18 protein-coding genes and 1 pseudogene are annotated in these 17,295 nt (G+C 69.2%); 10 read left to right on the top strand and 9 right to left on the bottom strand.

The window, feature by feature from the left end; translation table 11 throughout:
- The first annotated feature begins 27 nt into the window (after positions 1–27).
- Positions 28–1,386 (top strand): hypothetical protein, encoded by a 1,359-nt coding sequence (locus QAD21_RS04420; RefSeq protein ID WP_055475223.1) that lies wholly within the window; start codon positions 28–30, stop codon positions 1,384–1,386.
- Positions 1,383–2,615: a nucleotide disphospho-sugar-binding domain-containing protein gene (locus tag QAD21_RS04415; RefSeq protein ID WP_055475224.1), complete on the top strand. Its 1,233-nt coding sequence runs from the start codon at positions 1,383–1,385 to the stop codon at positions 2,613–2,615. Before QAD21_RS04420 ends, QAD21_RS04415 begins: the two co-directional genes overlap by 4 nt.
- Here the strand turns inward: QAD21_RS04415 and ispF are convergent.
- The 3 genes and pseudogenes from ispF to QAD21_RS04400 all read right to left on the bottom strand — a co-directional run bounded on the left by ispF (position 2,612) and on the right by QAD21_RS04400 (position 4,286).
- Entirely contained in the window at positions 2,612–3,079 is a 468-nt protein-coding gene (gene ispF, locus QAD21_RS04410) for a 2-C-methyl-D-erythritol 2,4-cyclodiphosphate synthase (protein WP_055475225.1), read from the bottom strand. The two genes, QAD21_RS04415 and ispF, sit on opposite strands and share 4 nt — an antisense overlap.
- Positions 3,076–3,767 (bottom strand): annotated as a pseudogene (gene ispD, locus QAD21_RS04405) (2-C-methyl-D-erythritol 4-phosphate cytidylyltransferase). Before ispD ends, ispF begins: the two are co-directional and overlap by 4 nt.
- Positions 3,768–3,797: 30 nt before the next feature.
- Positions 3,798–4,286, bottom strand: a complete 489-nt coding sequence (locus QAD21_RS04400; protein ID WP_004020903.1) for a CarD family transcriptional regulator — start codon at positions 4,284–4,286, stop codon at positions 3,798–3,800.
- Between the two features lie 446 nt (positions 4,287–4,732).
- Between QAD21_RS04400 and QAD21_RS04395 the strand changes: the two genes are divergently transcribed.
- Both QAD21_RS04395 and radA read left to right on the top strand, forming a co-directional pair.
- On the top strand, positions 4,733–5,416 hold the full coding sequence (locus tag QAD21_RS04395) for a hypothetical protein (RefSeq protein ID WP_280360562.1): 684 nt from the start codon (positions 4,733–4,735) through the stop codon (positions 5,414–5,416).
- A gap of 86 nt (positions 5,417–5,502) precedes the next feature.
- Positions 5,503–6,882, top strand: a complete 1,380-nt coding sequence (radA, locus tag QAD21_RS04390) for a DNA repair protein RadA (protein WP_055475228.1) — start codon at positions 5,503–5,505, stop codon at positions 6,880–6,882.
- 22 nt (positions 6,883–6,904) lie between these two features.
- Here the strand turns inward: radA and QAD21_RS04385 are convergent, their stop codons facing one another.
- The gene (locus tag QAD21_RS04385) at positions 6,905–7,432 is read right to left on the bottom strand and encodes a PaaI family thioesterase (RefSeq protein WP_171011614.1); all 528 of its coding nucleotides are present in this window, start codon (positions 7,430–7,432) and stop codon (positions 6,905–6,907) included.
- Positions 7,433–7,559: 127 nt separating this feature from the next.
- Here QAD21_RS04385 and disA point away from each other — a divergent pair, with 127 nt between their 5' ends.
- The gene (gene disA / locus QAD21_RS04380) at positions 7,560–8,645 is read left to right on the top strand and encodes a DNA integrity scanning diadenylate cyclase DisA (protein WP_055475230.1); all 1,086 of its coding nucleotides are present in this window, start codon (positions 7,560–7,562) and stop codon (positions 8,643–8,645) included.
- A gap of 53 nt (positions 8,646–8,698) precedes the next feature.
- Here the strand turns inward: disA and QAD21_RS04375 are convergent, their stop codons facing one another.
- The 4 genes from QAD21_RS04375 to QAD21_RS04360 all read right to left on the bottom strand — a co-directional run bounded on the left by QAD21_RS04375 (position 8,699) and on the right by QAD21_RS04360 (position 11,519).
- Positions 8,699–8,851 carry a hypothetical protein gene (locus QAD21_RS04375; protein ID WP_280360561.1) on the bottom strand — a complete coding sequence of 51 codons (153 nt, stop codon included), beginning with the start codon at positions 8,849–8,851 and terminating at the stop codon, positions 8,699–8,701.
- Between the two features lie 29 nt (positions 8,852–8,880).
- Positions 8,881–9,681 (bottom strand): alpha/beta hydrolase-fold protein, encoded by an 801-nt coding sequence (locus QAD21_RS04370; RefSeq protein ID WP_280361580.1) that lies wholly within the window; start codon positions 9,679–9,681, stop codon positions 8,881–8,883.
- 283 nt (positions 9,682–9,964) lie between these two features.
- Positions 9,965–10,735, bottom strand: coding sequence for a hypothetical protein (locus QAD21_RS04365; protein ID WP_058252679.1), 771 nt, complete (start codon positions 10,733–10,735; stop codon positions 9,965–9,967).
- A gap of 133 nt (positions 10,736–10,868) precedes the next feature.
- The gene (locus QAD21_RS04360) at positions 10,869–11,519 is read right to left on the bottom strand and encodes a carbonic anhydrase (protein ID WP_055475232.1); all 651 of its coding nucleotides are present in this window, start codon (positions 11,517–11,519) and stop codon (positions 10,869–10,871) included.
- On the opposite strand from QAD21_RS04360, the gene QAD21_RS04355 reads away from it, so the two are divergent.
- Positions 11,518–12,414 carry an A/G-specific adenine glycosylase gene (locus QAD21_RS04355; protein WP_280360560.1) on the top strand — a complete coding sequence of 299 codons (897 nt, stop codon included), beginning with the start codon at positions 11,518–11,520 and terminating at the stop codon, positions 12,412–12,414. The two genes, QAD21_RS04360 and QAD21_RS04355, sit on opposite strands and share 2 nt — an antisense overlap.
- A gap of 163 nt (positions 12,415–12,577) precedes the next feature.
- Positions 12,578–13,528 (top strand): hypothetical protein, encoded by a 951-nt coding sequence (locus tag QAD21_RS04350; protein WP_068972210.1) that lies wholly within the window; start codon positions 12,578–12,580, stop codon positions 13,526–13,528.
- A 69-nt stretch (positions 13,529–13,597) separates the two neighbouring features.
- On the opposite strand, the gene QAD21_RS04345 is transcribed toward QAD21_RS04350, so the two are convergent.
- Complete coding sequence (locus QAD21_RS04345; RefSeq protein WP_068972230.1) at positions 13,598–14,428, bottom strand: alpha/beta hydrolase; 831 nt, start codon at positions 14,426–14,428, stop codon at positions 13,598–13,600.
- A 111-nt stretch (positions 14,429–14,539) separates the two neighbouring features.
- Here QAD21_RS04345 and QAD21_RS04340 point away from each other — a divergent pair, with 111 nt between their 5' ends.
- The 3 genes from QAD21_RS04340 (at position 14,540) to QAD21_RS04330 (ending at position 17,167) form a co-directional block, all read left to right on the top strand.
- On the top strand, positions 14,540–14,848 hold the full coding sequence (locus tag QAD21_RS04340) for an antibiotic biosynthesis monooxygenase (RefSeq protein WP_035717146.1): 309 nt from the start codon (positions 14,540–14,542) through the stop codon (positions 14,846–14,848).
- A gap of 54 nt (positions 14,849–14,902) precedes the next feature.
- Positions 14,903–15,538: an LON peptidase substrate-binding domain-containing protein gene (locus QAD21_RS04335; RefSeq protein WP_068972211.1), complete on the top strand. Its 636-nt coding sequence runs from the start codon at positions 14,903–14,905 to the stop codon at positions 15,536–15,538.
- A 129-nt stretch (positions 15,539–15,667) separates the two neighbouring features.
- The gene (locus QAD21_RS04330) at positions 15,668–17,167 is read left to right on the top strand and encodes an aldehyde dehydrogenase (protein WP_068972212.1); all 1,500 of its coding nucleotides are present in this window, start codon (positions 15,668–15,670) and stop codon (positions 17,165–17,167) included.
- Positions 17,168–17,295 lie beyond the last annotated feature (128 nt).

The raw sequence follows: 17,295 nt of genomic DNA, 5'->3' as shown, positions 1-17,295 counted from the left end.
ACCCGATCAACCAACGGCAAGGCAAGCATGAATTTTGCATCCCTGGTCCGCCCCGACCGCACGTCGGCACCGGAGGCCGTCGACCGCCTGACCGCCGACGACGACCTGTTCGTCCGGATGGACGTCGTCCTCGGCCTCCCCGTCGTGAACCAGACACTCTGGCGGTTCCCCGGCACGGTCGACGTCGACACCATCACCGCACTCGGCCAGAAGTTGCGTTATGGGCGCCTGAGCAGGCTCGTCACCCGACACCGTGGACCGGGCCGCGCGTACTGGCGGTACACCCCGGAGGCAGGCGCGGTCTCGGTGCAGACCGAACCGGTACCGGCCGGCGACGAGGAGGCCTGGGGGCGGGCACAGGCGGACGCCCCGCTCGACTTCGAGAACGGGCCGGCGTGGCGGCTCGTCGTCGCCCGCGCGGCCGCCGACGACTCGGTGCTGGTCTCGCTGATCATCTCCCATGTCATCGCCGACGGCGGCACCGGAGCGGTCGCGGTCATCGAGGCCATCCACGGCCTCGACTACGTGCCCGGCGCCGAACCCGGCCTCGTCTCCGACGTCCGCGATGCGGCGGACCTGCTGTGGACCGCGGGCACGACCGCCGCGCGCATCTGGCGCGCGAGCCGGTCCACCCCGCCGCCCTCCCCCGTGCGGGTGACCGGCCGGCCCACACCCGACACCGACACCGACGTCGCGGGCGCCGAGACCGCGCCGAATGTCACGGTCCTGATCCCGCAGGCGGACTACACCGGGGCGGCGAAGTCCCGCGGGGGCACCGACAACAGTCTCTTCGCCGCCCTGATGGTCGGCATCCTCGAGCGCAGCGGCCGCGTGTCGGAGGGGGACGTCGTCCCGGTCTCGCTGCCGGTCTCCTCCCGCACGCTCGACGACCGGCGGGCCAACGCCAGCTCGGGCGCAACGGCTTTCGTGGAGGTCGTCCCCGGGCGCTACGACGACCTCACCGCGGTGCGCACCGCATGCAAGGACGCCTACGGCAGACTCGCCGCGAACTCGGGCGCCGTCGCGCAACGAGCCGTCGTGTTGCAGGCGCTGAGCCCGTCGATCACGCGGCGCCTGGCGTCCAAGGTGACCACACCGCTGTGCCTGGCGTCGAACGTCGGCCAGGCCCCCGACGAGTTCGCGACGCTCGGCACCGGAACCGCTGGTGCACTGTCGATCCGGGCCATCACCGCCACCGGCGACCCGGTGCGGTTGCGCGACCGCAAAGGCGGTGTCAGCGGCTGGCTCGCGATCAACGACGGCCACGTGATGTTCAGCGTCAGTTCCCTCGACCCGGTCCGCATCCCCGACGCCGCGTCCCTGCGGTCCCTCGTCGACGACGAGCTCGCCGCCTGGGGGATCTCGGGAAAGCCCTGGGGCGCATGAGGTTCGCATTCGCGGTCCACGGCAGCCGGGGTGACATCCAGCCGGCGATCGCGCTCGGCGCCGAGCTCACCCGGCGCGGACACGGGGTACGTCTGGCCGTACCGGAGGATCTGGTCGACATGACCGCCGCGACGGGTCTGCCGACCGAGGTGCTGGCACCGTCGACCGCCGAGCTCCTCGCGAGCCCACTGGTGAAAGAACGCCTCAAATCGAAGAACCCGCGCGTACGTCTGCGTGCACTCGGCGAGGTCGCCGAACACGGGCGCGCGACCTCCGAGCGCGTGATGCGCGAGCTCGCCGACTCCTCGGATCTGCTCGTGACCGGTCCGCTCGCCCAGGACCGCGGCGAGGCGATCGCACAGAGTCGTGGAATCCCGTTCGTGCCGTTGCACTTCTGTCCGCTGCGGCCCAACGCGAGCCTCGACGTCCGCTACCGCCGCTACCCCCGGCCCGTCTCGCGAGCGATGTGGCTGCTCGCCGACCGCACCTATTGGCTGACGGTGCGCGGGGCGGACCGTCGACTCCGCCACGAACTCGACCTACCGGTCGCGAAAGGCCCACTCGGAAGCCGACTCCGCGCGCGGGGCGTGCCGGAGATCCAGGCCTACGACGCCGCGCTCTTCCCCGGTCTCGACGAGGAGTGGGGCGCGCAGCGTCCGCTGGTCGGATTCCTGTTGCCCGACAAAGCGTCCCGGAGTGCGATGGCGGCCGGGAACGACGCGACGGCCGCCGCGCTGGACTGGATCGGCGGAGGCGAACCACCCGTCTATGTCGGTTTCGGCAGCATGAAGATCAGCAGCGAGCAGATCACCGCCATCGTGTCCACTCTGCTCGCCCGCGGCCTGCGCGTCATCGGGCACACCGAACACCCGCTGCCACACCACGACCGGCTGCTGCACATCGATGGGCCCGTCGACCACGAGCTCCTGTTGCCGCAGTGCGGGGGTGCCGTTCACCACGGTGGCGCCGGCACCACGGCGGCCGTGGCGCGCGCCGGGATCCCGTCGGTGGTCGCGTGGTTGAGCGCCGATCAGCCGATGTGGGCGGCCGCCCTGCGCGGAGCCGGCGCCGGAGCGGGCAATCGTCTCGCCCGGTTCGGCCCGGACGATCTGGCCCCCCTCACCGATCCCGCGGTGGCGGCGGGCGCGGCCGGTCTCGCCGCGCGTCTCACCCCGCCGGCCGAGGCCACCGGCCGGGCCTGCGACATCCTGCTGAGCTCGGGGGGTTAGCCCGCGGCGTCCAGCAGCGCGGTGGCCACCGCGGCGATCCCCTCGCCGCGGCCGGTCATGCCCAGGCCGTCGGTCGTTGTCGCCGACACCGACACCGGGCCGCCCAGCACGTCGGACAGCACCTGCTGCGCCTCCGCACGGCGCGGTCCGATCTTGGGCCGATTGCCCACCACCTGTACGGCCGCGTTCACCACGCGGAGCCCGTCGGCCTCGATGAGAGTCCGTACGTGCGAGAGCATCTGGACTCCCGAGACACCCTCCCACTCCGGGCGACCGGTGCCGAACACGGAACCCACGTCACCCAGACCCGCCGCCGACAGCACCGCATCGCACAGCGCGTGGGCGCCGACGTCGCCGTCGGAGTGGCCTTCACACCCCGGTTCGTCGGGAAAATACAGACCGACCATCCAGCACTCGGCGGACGCGTCGACGCGATGGGCATCGGTACCGATGCCGACCCTCATCGCCCACCGACCATGTCGCGCACGATACGCAGGTCCCAGGGCGTGGTGATCTTCATGGCAAGCGGGTCTCCGGGGACGAGGTGGACATCGATTCCGCATGTCTCGACGAGGCCGGCGTCGTCGGTCGCGATACCGGCGTCATCGGCGTGCGCGCGGAGGAGGGCGTCACGGGTGAAACCCTGGGGGGTCTGTACGGCGCGCAACTCCTCGCGGTCGACGGTCCGCGTCACGCGTTCGAGACCGGCCGGGCCGGGCTCGACCTGTTTGAGGGTGTCGACGACGGGAACGGCGGGGACGACCGCCTGATGCCCGGCGCGGATCGCGGCGACGACGTCGGTGAACACCGCGCGGGGGTGAGTGGTCGCGCGGCGTCGTGCACGAGCAGGATGCCGGCGTGGCCGGCGGCGGCGATGCCGGCGCGCACCGAATCCGACCGGTGAGCGCCACCGGCGACGACGCGCACGCCGGTCAGCAACGCCGATGCCCGCTCGACGAGGTCGGCGGGCACCACGACGACCACGGTCGCCCCCAGCGAGGCGGGGATGTTGTCGACGCATCGCTCGAGGATCGTCCGTCCACCCACGTCCACGAAGGCCTTGGGCACCGGCTCACCGAGCCGGGTTCCCGACCCGGCGGCCGGGATGATGACACAGACTTCTGCGCCGGAAAGCTCCGGCGTAGGGGTCACGAAGAGTCCTGAACCAGGTGCGACCGGCGGTCAGGAAGCGGCGGCGAGAACCTCGTCCAGCATGCTGGTGGCCTTCTCGTCGTCGGTGTTCTGGGCGAGTGACAACTCGTCGACCAGAACGCGACGGGCTCGGGTCAGCATCCGCTTCTCACCGGCCGACAACCCACGATCCTGTTCGCGACGCCAGAGGTCGCGGACGATCTCGGCGACCTTGATGATGTCGCCCGAGATCAGCTTCTCCTGGTTCGCCTTGAACCGGCGCGCCCAGTTGGTCGGCTCCTCGGTGTGCGGGGCCCGCAGAACCTGGAAGACCTGATCGAGACCTTCCTGCCCGACGACGTCGCGAACGCCCACGTACTCGAGCTTCGTCGAGGGAATCTGAACGGTCATGTCACCGTCGGCAACCTTGAGAACAAGGTATTCGATCTGCTCACCCTTGATGGTCCGGGTCACGATGTCTTCGACCCGGGCAGCACCGTGATGGGGGTAAACGACGGTGTCGCCAACTTTGAAATTCAATGTTCCTTGCCCCTTTCGAGTGAAGCCAGTCTAGCACGGGCGTTCCGAGGCACCCACCCAACGGTGCAGGTCAACGCGGTGAACAGGTTTCATGACAGGCTCTTGCGAGGTCGCGAGGGGTGCGCGGTGAGGGTGCGCTACCCCACCGGAGCTCCCCGTCGGCCTGGCGCGGGGTACGCCCCACCACGGTGTCGACCGGGCTCCCCGGCACCGCCCGCCGACCCCTGGGACGACGTGGGCACGACCACCCGGCGACCGCTGCGGGGCCGTGGCGCCGGCGACGGCGACAGACCAATCGGGTACCCGGCCGGACTTTTCCGCACCGCGCCCACTACGCTGCGTAGTGCAGGGTTTCGCGCGCTGCATGTCGGCTTCGTTTGACCTGGGAGGATCGGGTGTCAGTGCTATCACTTTCCGCGCGGCGGTCGGCGGTTCGGCCATCTCGCATGGTGACCGCGGTTGCCGCGATCGGCATCGCCGTCGCCCTCGGCACCACCGGCTGCGGTGCGGGTCAGATCTCGCAGACCGCCAATCAGCTGCCCGCGATCAACGGCGCGAACGTCAACTACGACGAACTCGAGCTCCGCGACGTGCAGATCCTCTACCCCGAGAACGACGCATCGACGGTCTTCGGCGACGGCGGACCGTTCGAGCTGGCGTTCGTCATCGCCAACTCCGATCCGCTTGTCTACTACCGCCTCAAGGGGATCAACCCCGAGGAGGGGCAGGTCACCTTCATCGAGGGCGCTGAGGCCGATGACCGCGTCATCCCGCCCAACGGGGCGCTGCGCGGCGGCACCCCGGTCGGCGCCAACGCCGAGTTCGAGAAGCGCCTCAGCGTCGAGCTCGACAACACCGGTGACACGGTCGCGGCGGGTCTGACGACCGAGCTGACGTTCGTGTTCGAGAAGCGCGAGGCCGACGGCCGCTGGGTCGATGCCGGCCAGACCACCGTCGACGCCCCGGTCGACGGCGGCGCCGAGCTCGAGCGCCAGGACGTGGCACGTAACGCCGAGCCGACGTTCTACAACCAGCATCACGGCGACGAGGGCCACGGCGAAGAGGGCTCCGGGGCCGGCACCGGCGAACACGGCGCCGACGGCGAGGGTCACGGCGAAGGCGGCCACTGACCACCGGTCGAACCACTTCCACGAGCGAGGCCCGGCACCCGCCGGGCCTCGCTCGTTCTGTCGGCCCCGCCACCTAGGCTGACCGGGTGGCCAGAACCAAGACGTCCTTCCGCTGCACCGCGTGTGGCCATCAGGTGCCCAAGTGGGTGGGCCGCTGCCCCGAGTGCGGCGAATGGGGCACCATCGGCGAGGTGGCCGGGCCGGCACCGTCGGCGCGCTCGACCGCGGCGGTCGCACCGTCGAGCCCCGCTCTGCGCATCACCGAGGTCGACGCCGAATCGTCCGCCGCGATCCCCACGGGCATCGGCGAGCTCGACCGGGTGCTGGGCCGCGGCGTCGTCCCGGGCTCGGTCATCCTGCTGGCCGGTGAGCCCGGCGTCGGCAAGTCGACGCTGCTGCTCGAAGCCGTCAAACACTGGGCGGCACAGGACCGCACGGCGCTCTACATCACCGGCGAGGAATCTGCCGGGCAGGTCCGCATGCGGGCCGAGCGCACCGGCGCGGTGCACCCGAACGTCTACCTGGCCGCCGAGACCGACCTCGCGACGATCCTCGGCCACGTCGACTCCGTCGCGCCGTCACTCATGATCGTCGACTCGGTACAGACCCTCGTCGCCTCCGGGGCCGACGGCGTCACCGGCGGCGTGACCCAGATCCGGGCGGTCACGACCGCACTGGTCTCGCTCGCCAAGAACCGCGGGGTCGCGGTCATCCTCGTCGGCCACGTCACCAAGGAGGGCGCGGTCGCCGGGCCGCGGTCGCTGGAGCACCTCGTCGACGTCGTACTCGCGTTCGAGGGTGACCGGCACTCGACGCTACGCATGGTCCGCGGTGTCAAGAACCGGTTCGGTGCGGCCGACGAGGTGGGGTGTTTCGAACAGCGCGACGACGGCATCCATCAGGTCCCGGATCCCTCCGGAATCTTTCTGCATCAACGTGATTCGGATGTGAGCGGCAGCGCGACCCTGGTGACCATGGACGGCAAACGCGCACTGGTGGGCGAGGTCCAGGCGCTGGCGAACGGCACCGAGATGAACATTCCGCGCCGGGCGGTCTCCGGCCTGGACATGAACCGCGTCTCGATGGTGCTCGCGGTCCTGCAGGCACGCGGGGGTCTGAAACAGATCGCGAAGAGCGAGGTGTATCTCTCCACGGTGGGCGGCATGCGCGTGACCGAGCCGGCCGCCGATCTCGCGATCGCGCTCGCCGTGTACTCCACGGTGAAGAACCAGCCGATCCCGCAGTCGACGGTGGTCGTCGGCGAGGTCGGGCTCGGCGGTGAGGTCCGTCGTGTCTCGGCCGTCGCGCGCCGACTCGCCGAGGCGAAGCGACTCGGCTTCCGGGAGGCGATCATCCCCGCGGCCACCGACGAGGAACTGCCGACGGGCATCCGGATCCTGCGTGTGGCGAACCTCGGCGACGCCGTCGGTCTCCGCGACGCCGATCCGGTGGACGCGCCCTTCTGACCCGTCCCCCTGGCCGCTACGCCTAGGGGTACATCCGGCGTTTGTACTCCTCCGCCCGGGCGCTCTTCTCGACATGGGCGGCGAAGTGCTTCCGCACATCGATCGTCACGAAGATCGCGTGTGCGCTGGCCACCGGCTCGTCCGGATTACCGATGTGGGCGACCGCCTCGGTGAAGATCTTGCGGCGCTGTCGGCCCAGCAAGGTGCCGGTGAACTGCAGCGTCGAGCCCACCGGGATGGGCCGGATGTAATCCACCTCGAGATGCACCGTCACCCCGGAGGGCCCGATCAGGAGCGGGATCGTGCCCATCACCTCGTCGAACGCGGTGCTCAGGATGCCGCCGTGGATGACGCCGGGGCCGCCCTCCATCCGGGTCTCGACCTCCATCGACGCGTCGACGGTGAACCCCTCACCCGCATGCACCACCAGATGCAGGCCCTGCGGGGAGTCCGGTCCGCAGCCGTAGCAGGTCGGGTTGTGCATGCGGACGGGTTCGCCCGGCTTCGCCGCCTTCGGGTGGCGTTCCACCTCGTCCAGGTCGTCGGGCACCACGAAACTGCTGCTCTTCACACCCCGGTACCCTAGTCACCATCAGAACGGCCGATGTCGCTGGCATCCGGCCCGGCGCGGGTGGGCGCCGTCCCCGCGGGGACGGACGGGTCACTGGAGGGAAGTCATGGTTGCCGAGGTGGTCAGATCCGAGCTGACGCGCGACACGGTGGCGCGCGTCGCGCCCGGCACGCCGCTTCGTGACGGCCTCGAACGCATCCTGCGAGGCGGCACCGGCGCCCTCATCGTGCTGGGGCACGACTCCGACGTCGAGAAGATCTGCGACGGCGGTTTCCACCTCGACGTGGAGTTCGCGCCGACGCGACTGCGCGAGCTCGCCAAGATGGACGGCGCAGTCGTGCTCTCCACCGACGGCAAGCGCATCGTGCGGGCCAACGTCCAGCTGGTCCCCGATCCCTCCATCCCGACCGAGGAGTCGGGCACCCGTCACCGCGCGGCGGAGCGGACCGCCATCCAGACCGGGCATCCGGTGATCTCGGTGAGCGCGTCGATGTCGATCGTGAGCGTCTACGTCGACGGCGCCCGCCGGGTCGTCGAGAGCCCGGACCCGATCCTGTCCCGCGCCAACGTCGCGCTGGCCACCCTCGAGCGGTACAAGGCCCGGCTCGACGAGGTGATCTCGGCGCTGTCGCGCGCGGAGATCGAGGACTACGTGCTGCTGCGCGACGCGATGTCGACCGCCCAGCGCATGGAGATGGTCCGTCGTGTGTCGGCCGAGATCGAGGAGTACGTCCTCGAACTCGGTGTGAACGGCCGGCAGGTCAGCCTGCAGCTCGAGGAGCTGATCAGCGACAACGACACCATGCGCGAACTGCTCGTCCGCGACTACTACGCCAGCCCCGAGCCGGCGACCGCCGAGGATGTCCGCCAGGCGCTCGAGGTCGTCGAGAACCTCAGCGACGCAGACCTTCTCGACCTCACCCTGCTCGCCGGGGCCTTCGGGTACCCGACGACGATCGAGGCCCAGGACACGGCGATGAGTCCCCGCGGTTACCGTCTGCTCGCCCGGATCTCGCGGCTGCAGTTCGCCCACGTGGACCGGCTCGTGCGCAGCTTCGGGACCCTACAGGCGCTGCTCGCGAGCTCGTCGGCCGATCTGCAGGCGGTCGAGGGTATCGGCAGCATCTGGGCCCGCCACATCCGTGAGGGACTGTCCCGCCTGGCCGAGACCAGCATCGAGCGCTACGACTGATCGCGCGTATTCGGGCGACTGGTACCTCGATCACGGCAACGGCCGCGAGGCCGCTAGTTGGACAGCAGTGCTCGTTCGATCATCTGCGCGTCATCGTTCGCGTCCGCCGACCACGCATACCAGTTGTGTCCGCCGTTCCGATAGTTGAACGAGATCGGCAGTCCGAGACGTGTCGATACGGCCTGGAGGGCCACCGTCGAGAACATAGCGCCAGACTCCAGCGCAACTCCCAGAGCTAGCGCGGTTGCCGCCTGCTGCACGAGCTTCGGACCCGATCCGGGATCAGCAGCCAATCGTTCCTGAAGGACCTGGTTGGCTTCGCGGAGTTCATTGCTGGTCGAATTCCGTTCCCGGAGGAAACAATCACGGTCTGGCGAGTTCGCGCGACTTCGCCGATACGGGACAGGACGTCGTTCTGTGCCCAGCGGTTACCCGGCGCCTCAGGGTCTCCCCACATCGCGGTGCGTCCGTTCTCGATGTCGGCACGCTCACGCTGGATGGCAGGTATTCCCAACCACCCGAGCGGGTTGTCAGTCGGATAGTAGCCGGAGTAGGAACGGGCCACTTTGAACACCGTTGGATGGTCCAGCGCAAGGACGATCGCCGGACCCGCGGACATCGATACCCCGACGATGCCGTTGCCCGATCTCGGCACATCGAAGTTCCGCTGCAGATACTTCGGCAGTTCGACCCCGATGAACGAGCTCCATTGCGGCGGAATCGACTGACCGGTGGGCGCTTTCTCCCAGTCTGTCATCCACTCACCTGCACCACCGGCCGGAAAGACGAGAGTGTTGACGGAATCGTAGGCAGCGACGGTTTCAGGCTCCGCTGTCCACGTACTGAACTCCGGATTCGACCCCAATCCGTCCAGGAAGTAGATTCCGCGCCCTGCCTGGCGCTCTCGTGTGTCTGCGGCTCGGATCTGGACCGTGGCCTCTCGCCCGAGCGCAGTCGAGTCGAAGGTACAAGTCTGTAGGTTCTGAGCGCGCTCGGCCGGCGTTCTCCAGACGCAACCCGCGTCAGCCCTGAGCATCTCCGGGTCGGATGCCACTGCGGGCCCGCTGCCCCACACCAGCGCTGATGATGCGCACGTCACCGCAACGCCCGCGGCAACCACACAGCGACGCATGAACGCCTTGAATCCGACTCGGATGAGAGACCTCCCCGCCAGACGAGACCGAGGTAGGAGATCTCATCATTGATACTCAACGAGTCGGTACTTTACCTAGCGAACGAATAGTTCGCGGTACCCGCCTGGCCGAGACCAGCATCGAGCGCTACGACTAGTCGCCTGGCCCGGCGAACGTGACCGTCGCTCAGGGCTGTTGGGCCGGGGCGACCATGTTGAACGTGATCGGGAACGATTCACGTTCGCCGATCTTGCCGATGGCGGAGTAGGAGCCGGCGGGCACCTGGGTCCGCGGGCGCTCGCAACCGGGGCTGCTGGTGGTGCCCGACCAGGTGATCGTGTCCTTGACCTGCTGCGCAGGCTTGAGCACCACGTTGTTGACGGTGTTCAGCGGCGAGCAGTCGCGCGCCGACCACAGCGTCCGGGTGCCGTCCAGGGTGCGGACGATGACGTTCTGCACGGCCTTGCCGACGTCGCGGGTGCACTCGGACAGTCCCGCGTTGGTGGTCACGATGGTGAACACCGGGTTCTGTCCGATCGTGTAGGTGGGCTTGTCGGTGTAGAGGACCACCGAGATCGCCTGATCCGGGCACAGGGCCGGCCCGCCGGCCGCTCCGGGAACGCCTGCTGGACTTGCCGATTCGACCGGGGTCGCGGACCCCGCGGGCGGCCCCGCCGGAGCACCCGCCCCGCCGCCGGCGCCGCCCCCCGCATCCGGTTCACCGGAGGCGCCACCCGCCTGCGGTTCCGACGCGGGCGGCGCGGATGTCGTCGACGACGCCGATGAGCTCGACGACACGCTCGCGGTGGCTGCGGTGTTCTGCGGATCCCCGCTTCCCGACGTCATCCACACGATCAGTGCTACGACCAGACCGACCACGACCAGCGCACCACCCGCGGCGACGACGCGGCGTCGCCAGTAGATCTCGGGTGGCAGCGGGCCCTGGGGTTCGATCACGACCACAACGCTAACGGCCGGGTCTTGACTTCTGGTTCATCACGTGCGGCGTGTCGCAGCGGGAAAGCGGTCCCGAGCAGGCAAAGTCTAGAGTTCGCCTTCAGGTCCACCGCATGCGGAGACGAATACGACGTCAGGCAGACTCGGCCACCGCGGTGGGCGCCGGGCGTTCACCGATGTCCCCGTACACGCCCTGGACGTTCACCTGCCCCTCGCTGAGCTGGTAGGTCAGGCCGACGATCGCCAGGCGGCCGGTACTGATCCGATCGGCGATGATCCGGCTGCGCTGCATGAGCAGCTGCCCGGTCTCCACCACATGGCGGGCCTCGAACTCGTCGACTCGTGTCAGGCCCTCGCTACGGCCGGCGAGGATGCTGGGGGTGACCCGTTCCACGACGTCCCGGATGTAACCGCCGGGGATCTGGTTGTCGTCGAGCGCGTCGAGGGTGGCCTTCACCGCCCCGCAGCTGTCGTGCCCGAGGATCACGATGAGCGGCACCTGCAACACCTCGACGGCGTACTCGAGCGAACCGAGGACCGCCGAGTCGATGACCTGACCGGCCGTGCGGACGACGAACATGTCGCCGAGACCCTGGTCGAAGATGATCTCGGCCGCCAGCCGCGAGTCGGCGCAACCGAAGAGCGCGACGTGCGGATGCTGGCCCCCGGCGAGTCGCGCCCGGTCCTCGATACCCTGGCTGGGATGCTGAGATTCACCTGTCACAAATCGGTTGTTGCCGTCGCGCAGGATGCGCCAGGCCTGCCGTGGTGTCGTTGCGGTCATGCCCAATAGTGTGCCATCGGGCCATCTGCTCGGTTGGTTCGATATGCATGAACGGGATCTTCCGTGGCGTGACCCGTCGTGTAGCGGCTGGCAGATCCTCATCAGCGAGATCATGTTGCAGCAGACGCCGGTGTCCCGGGTGGTCGAACCCTGGCGGGAGTGGGTCCGGCGATGGCCGGCCCCCTCGGCGATGGCGGTCGAACCGGCCGGGGAGGTCCTGCGGGCGTGGGGCAAGCTCGGCTACCCCCGACGCGCGCTCCGCCTTCACGAGTGCGCCAAGGTGCTGGCCGCCGACCACGGCGATCGGGTTCCCGAGGATGTCGAGACCATGCTGGGACTGCCCGGTATCGGGGACTACACCGCACGGGCGGTCGCCTGCTTCGCCTATGGACAGGCCGTGCCGGTGGTCGACACCAACGTCCGGCGGGTCATCGTCCGCGCGGTTCACGGGCGCGAACAACCGGCGAATCCGTCGCGGCGGGATCTCGCCGACGCGCAGGCGCTGCTCCCCCGGTCCGACGACGGCACCTACGCCGCGTCGGCACCACGCTTCTCGGCGGCGCTGATGGAACTCGGCGCGCTCGTCTGCACGGCCCGAAACCCCAAGTGCGACAAGTGCCCTCTCGTCGACGGTTGCACCTGGGTCGGCCTCGGCCGGCCGACGCACTCCGGACCGCCGCGCCGGGTGCAGAAGTTCGCCGGCACCGACCGCCAGGTGCGCGGGCTGCTCCTCGATGTCCTGCGCAACACGAGCGGCGCCGTCGACCGCGCCGCACTCGACGTCGTGTGGACCTCCGACACCGCCCAGCGCGACCGGGCCCTGGATTCGCTGCTCGTCGACGGGCTCGTGGAGATCACCGCAAGCGGACGCTACTGCCTCGCCGGCGAGGCATAGCTCCGCCGGGACTCCGCCGAACGGCACCGAGACGGCTGTACCGGAACTCCGCTCGAGCCGGCGATGACAGACCTCATAATCCGTGCCGGGTTCATTGACCAGTCGTTTGATCGTTCGGAGATAGTCTCCCACCACGCCCGGATCGTTGCTAATGTCCCGATCCATGAGTCAGCCGCCGTATCCCCCTGTCCCGCCGCCGGACCCGCAGCAACCGGGCGGCTTCCCCGGGCAGCAGCCGCCCCAATACGGGCAGCAGCCGCCGCAGTACGGGCAGCAACCGCCGTACGGCCAGCAGCCGCCGCCGCAGCCGCAGTACGGCCAGGCCCCGCCTCCGCCGCCTCCGGGCGGGCCGCAGTACGGTGACGCCGGGGCCTATCCCGGAGCCCCGGATCCCTACGGCGCGCCGGGAGATTCGGGCAAGATCGACGTGGGCACCGCGTTCTCGTGGGCCTTCGGCAAGTTCAAGAACAACGTCGGCGCGATGATCCTGCCGGGCCTCGCGGTGTTCCTGTTGGGCGCAGCACTCATCGCGGTGGGGTTCTCCGCGGTGTCGATCTTCGGCACCACCGAGACCGTCGACTACGGCAATGGCTTCTACTACGAGGAGACGTCGCTCGGCCTCGGCGGCGGCATCCTCCTCGGCCTGGTGTACCTCGTTTTCATCCTGGGCCTCCTCTACATCCAGGCGAGCATCATCTCGGGCGCGGTCCGGGTGGCCAACGGCGAACCGGTGACGGCGAAGTCGTTCCTGACCCCGATCCGCTTCGGGCCGGTCATCGGAACCGCGATCCTCGTCGGCCTCATCACGGGTATCGGCTACGCGCTGTGCATCATCCCGGGCATCATCGCGATGTTCTTCCTGATGTTCTCGGTGGTCGCGACCATCGACAAGAGTCTGTCGCCGATCAACGCGATGAAGGCGTCCTTCGAGTTGACCAAGTCGAAGGTCGGCGACTCGATCCTGACCCTGCTGGTCACCTACGCCATCAACCTCGTCGGCGTGCTCCTCTGCTACGTGGGACTCATCGTCGCGGCTCCGGTGGCCCAGTTGTTCCTGGTGCACTGCTGGCGTCGGCTCAACGGCGCGCCCATCGCGCCGGCCGACCCCGCCTGACGCCACCCGTTCCTCCTCGGGGCGTACACGATTCGTCGTGTACGCCCCGAATTACGTTGCGCGGCGGTCTCAGCGGTCGAGGCCGGACAGGAATGCCTCCACCGCACCGCGATACACATGTGGCGCGTCGTCGTGGATCAGATGTCCGGCATCCGGCACGCGGAGATGCCGGGCGTGGTCGTTGACCGCGCACATCGTCCGCATCTGCCCCGGCGGGGTGACCCCGTGCTCGGCCTCGATCAGCAGCGCCGGCACGCCGACCGAACGCCATTGCGTCCAGAAATCGCGTCGGCCCCATTCCTCGGCGATCGCGGCCCACAACGGAATCCGACCGTGTAACCGGCCGTCGTCGAAGGCCTCGAAGAAGTAGCGGCCGGCCACCGGCCCGAACATCTCGACGGCTTCGGCCTCGGAGGCGAATCGGTCCGGCCAGGACTCGAACCACGGGGTCCAGCTCGTGGTGGTCCGGCCGCGGAAGTCGGGGGCCATGTCCTCGACGACCAGCGCTGCGACGAGTTCGGGGTACTCCGCCGCCGCGCACCAGGCGTGTAGGGCTCCCATCGAATGCCCGATGAGGACCGCAGGCCCGCGGTCGATCCAGGTGAGGACCTCGGCGAGGTCGGCGACGAACCGCTCCGTCGCGAGTTCGCCGTCGTCGCAGGGTTGTTCGGCGTAGGCGCCGGTGTGGAACGCGGCGTCGTAGGTGAACACCCGGCCGTACCGGCGCAGCCACGGGACCTGGCGGCGCCATGTCCGTCCGCGGCCCATCAGGCCGTGCAGCAACACGATGGGCGGCGCCGCGCGCTCGACTGTGGCCGACGATCCGTTCGCTTCGTCCGCGACTTCGGGACCACCGTGGTCGCGAAGTCCGGTCTCCTGCGGAACCTCACCGTCGAACATGCCAGAACTGTAGTCGCAGAACCGCAGTGCCACCGACGACCGGCACGGGGCCCGACCACCGTGTCGTCGTTCCCCAGACGACCGCCCCCGCACAGCGCCTATGGTGGACGCATGTCTGTTGTGAAGATCAATGCCATCTCCGTCCCCGAGGGCGCGGGCCCCGAACTGGAGAAGCGGTTCGCCAATCGCGCCCACTCGGTCGACGGGTCCAAGGGGTTCCTCGGATTCCAGCTGCTGCGTCCGGTCAAGGGCGACGACCGCTACTTCGTCGTCACCGAGTGGGAGTCCGAAGAGGACTTCCAGGCCTGGTCGGCGGGTCCGGCCCGCGAGGCGCACTCCGGTGAGCGCGCCAAGCCGGTCGCCTCGGGTGCCGATCTGCTCGAGTTCGAGGTCGTGCTCGACGCGCGGCCCAAGTCCTGAGACGAGCACGCCCTGACCCCTGAACCGGCGGCGGGCGCGTCGCTCGTCGCGCCCATGTTCCCGCTCGGCACCGCCCTGGTGCCGAGCGCGGAACTGCCGCTGCGCATCTTCGAACCGCGCTATCGGCAGATGCTCGACGACCACGTCGACACCTCGACCGATCCACCCACGGTCCGATTCGGCGTGGTGCTGATCGAGCGCGGTTCGGAGGTCGGCGGCGGCGAGTCACGCTGCCGCGTCGGCACGCTGGCGCACGCCGAGATCACCGCCCGGCTACCGGACGGCCGCGCGACGCTGACCGCGATCGGCCGACACCGGTTCCGGGTCGAGGAGTGGCTGCCCGACGATCCGTATCCGCGCGCCCGCATCACGGTGTTGCCCGAGCGGACCCCGAGCCGCTCCGATCTGGCCCGTCTGCGCGACCTCGCCGAACGACACCGCGAGCTGATCCGGCGGAAGTTCCGCGCCGCCGGCGAGGATCCCGAGCCGATCATCGCCGCCTTCGCCCTCATCGACTCCGATCCCCGGGCCGCGGACCTCTCGCCCATCCACCGGTGGGCGGCGCAGACGGCGGGACAACCGCATGACCAGCAACGACTCCTCGAGGCCGAGGACCCGACCGATCAGATCGAGATCCTCCACGACGTGATGCAGGGGATGGAGGCCCGGGTGGCCTTCGGGAGTTCCTGACGACCACCCCTGGCATCAGAGTTAGAACGTGTTCTAGTATTGCGTGTGCCGTAGTTCACACCTGTCCGTCGGCGGCTGTCGACCGCCCACGCCCGGACAGGGCCCCGTCCTCTGAGGAGCACACGCGTAATGACCGAGACCGTGGAGTCCCAACCCGCCACCCTCACCGGCGGGGGCGATCAACCCCAGTTGCTCATCGGCGGCCGATGGGCCGATCCCCATTCCACCGAGACCCTCGAGGTCCACTCCCCCGCCACCGGTGAGCGCGTCGGTTCGGTACCGCTCGCCGACGCCACCGACGTCGACGCCGCGGTCCGCGCGGCGCGCGCGGCCTTCGACTCCGGGGTCTGGAGTTCGACGCCGCCCGCGCAGCGCGCCGACATCATCGCGAAGGTCGCCGATCTGATCGACGAGCGGGGCGACGAGATCACCGCGCTCGTGTCGGCCGAGATGGGCGCGCCGCCGAGCGCGATCAGCACCCTCCAACAGCTCCCCGGCACCGGTGTCCTGCGCGCCTACGCCAACGCGGCCCGTGACTATCAGTGGGAGGAATACCGCACCGGCCTGTTCGGCACCACCCGCATCACCCGCGAACCGGTGGGCGTCGTCGGCGCGATCTGTGCCTGGAACGTCCCGCTGTTCATCACCTGCAACAAGATGGGTGCCGCACTGGCCGCGGGCTGCTCGGTGGTGCTCAAACCCGCACCCGAGACCCCCATGACCGGCAACTACGTCGCGCAGCTGTTCATCGAGGCAGGCGTGCCCGCCGAGGCGATCTCGGTGGTCACCGGCGGCGCCGAGACCGGGCAGGCGCTCGTCGCGCATCCCGACGTCGACAAGATCACCTTCACCGGTTCGACCGCGGCCGGCAAGGCGATCGGCGCCGCCTGCGCCCAGACCCTCAAGCGGTGTTCGCTCGAGCTGGGCGGCAAGTCGGCCGCCATCGTCCTCGACGACGTCGACCTCGCCGCGAACGCTTTCATGCTGACGTTCCTCGGCCTGTTCAACACGGGCCAGGCATGCGTCGCGCAGACGCGAATTCTGGTGCCGCGCAGCCGACAGGACGAGATCGTGGCCGCGATGGTCGAGGCCGCGAAGGCGATGAAGGTCGGGCTGCCCTCCGATCCGGAGGCCCAGCTCGGACCGCTGATCACCGAGAACCAGCGGAACAAGGTCGAGGAGTACGTCGAACTCGGCAAGAAGGCCGGTGCCACCGCGGTTCTCGAAAGCGAGCGTCCCGAGGGACTCGACTCCGGCTACTTCCTCACCCCCACGATCTTCACCGGCGTCACCAACGACATGGCCATCGCGCAGGAGGAGATCTTCGGTCCCGTGCTGTCGGTCATCGCCTACGACGACGTCGACGAGGCCATCGCCATCGCCAACGACTCGAGCTACGGACTCGCCGGCACGGTGTGGACGAACGACGTCGAGCGCGGCATCGAGATCTCCACCAAGATCCGCACCGGCACCTTCGGGATCAATTGGTACGCCATCGATCCCGAGTCACCGTTCGGCGGTTACAAGAACTCGGGCATCGGCCGTGAGAACGGCCGAGAAGGTCTCGAGTCCTTCCTCGAGCACAAGTCGACGATGCTGCCGATGGGATACGAGGTGTCCACGGGTTAGCCCTCCCGCCTCTCACAGGGGGGAACCGGGGCCGGACGACGTGTACGTCCGGCCCCGGTTCTTGTTTCGTGCCCGCCCACAGGCAGAGAGCCGCTGACTATTGCTCCCTGAGGTGCGAGGAGCGATAG

The sequence above is a fragment of the Gordonia sp. SMJS1 genome, assembly GCF_029866425.1.
Taxonomy (GTDB): Bacteria; Actinomycetota; Actinomycetes; order Mycobacteriales; family Mycobacteriaceae; genus Gordonia; species Gordonia hongkongensis.
This window is presented reverse-complemented; position numbering and strand designations above follow the sequence as displayed.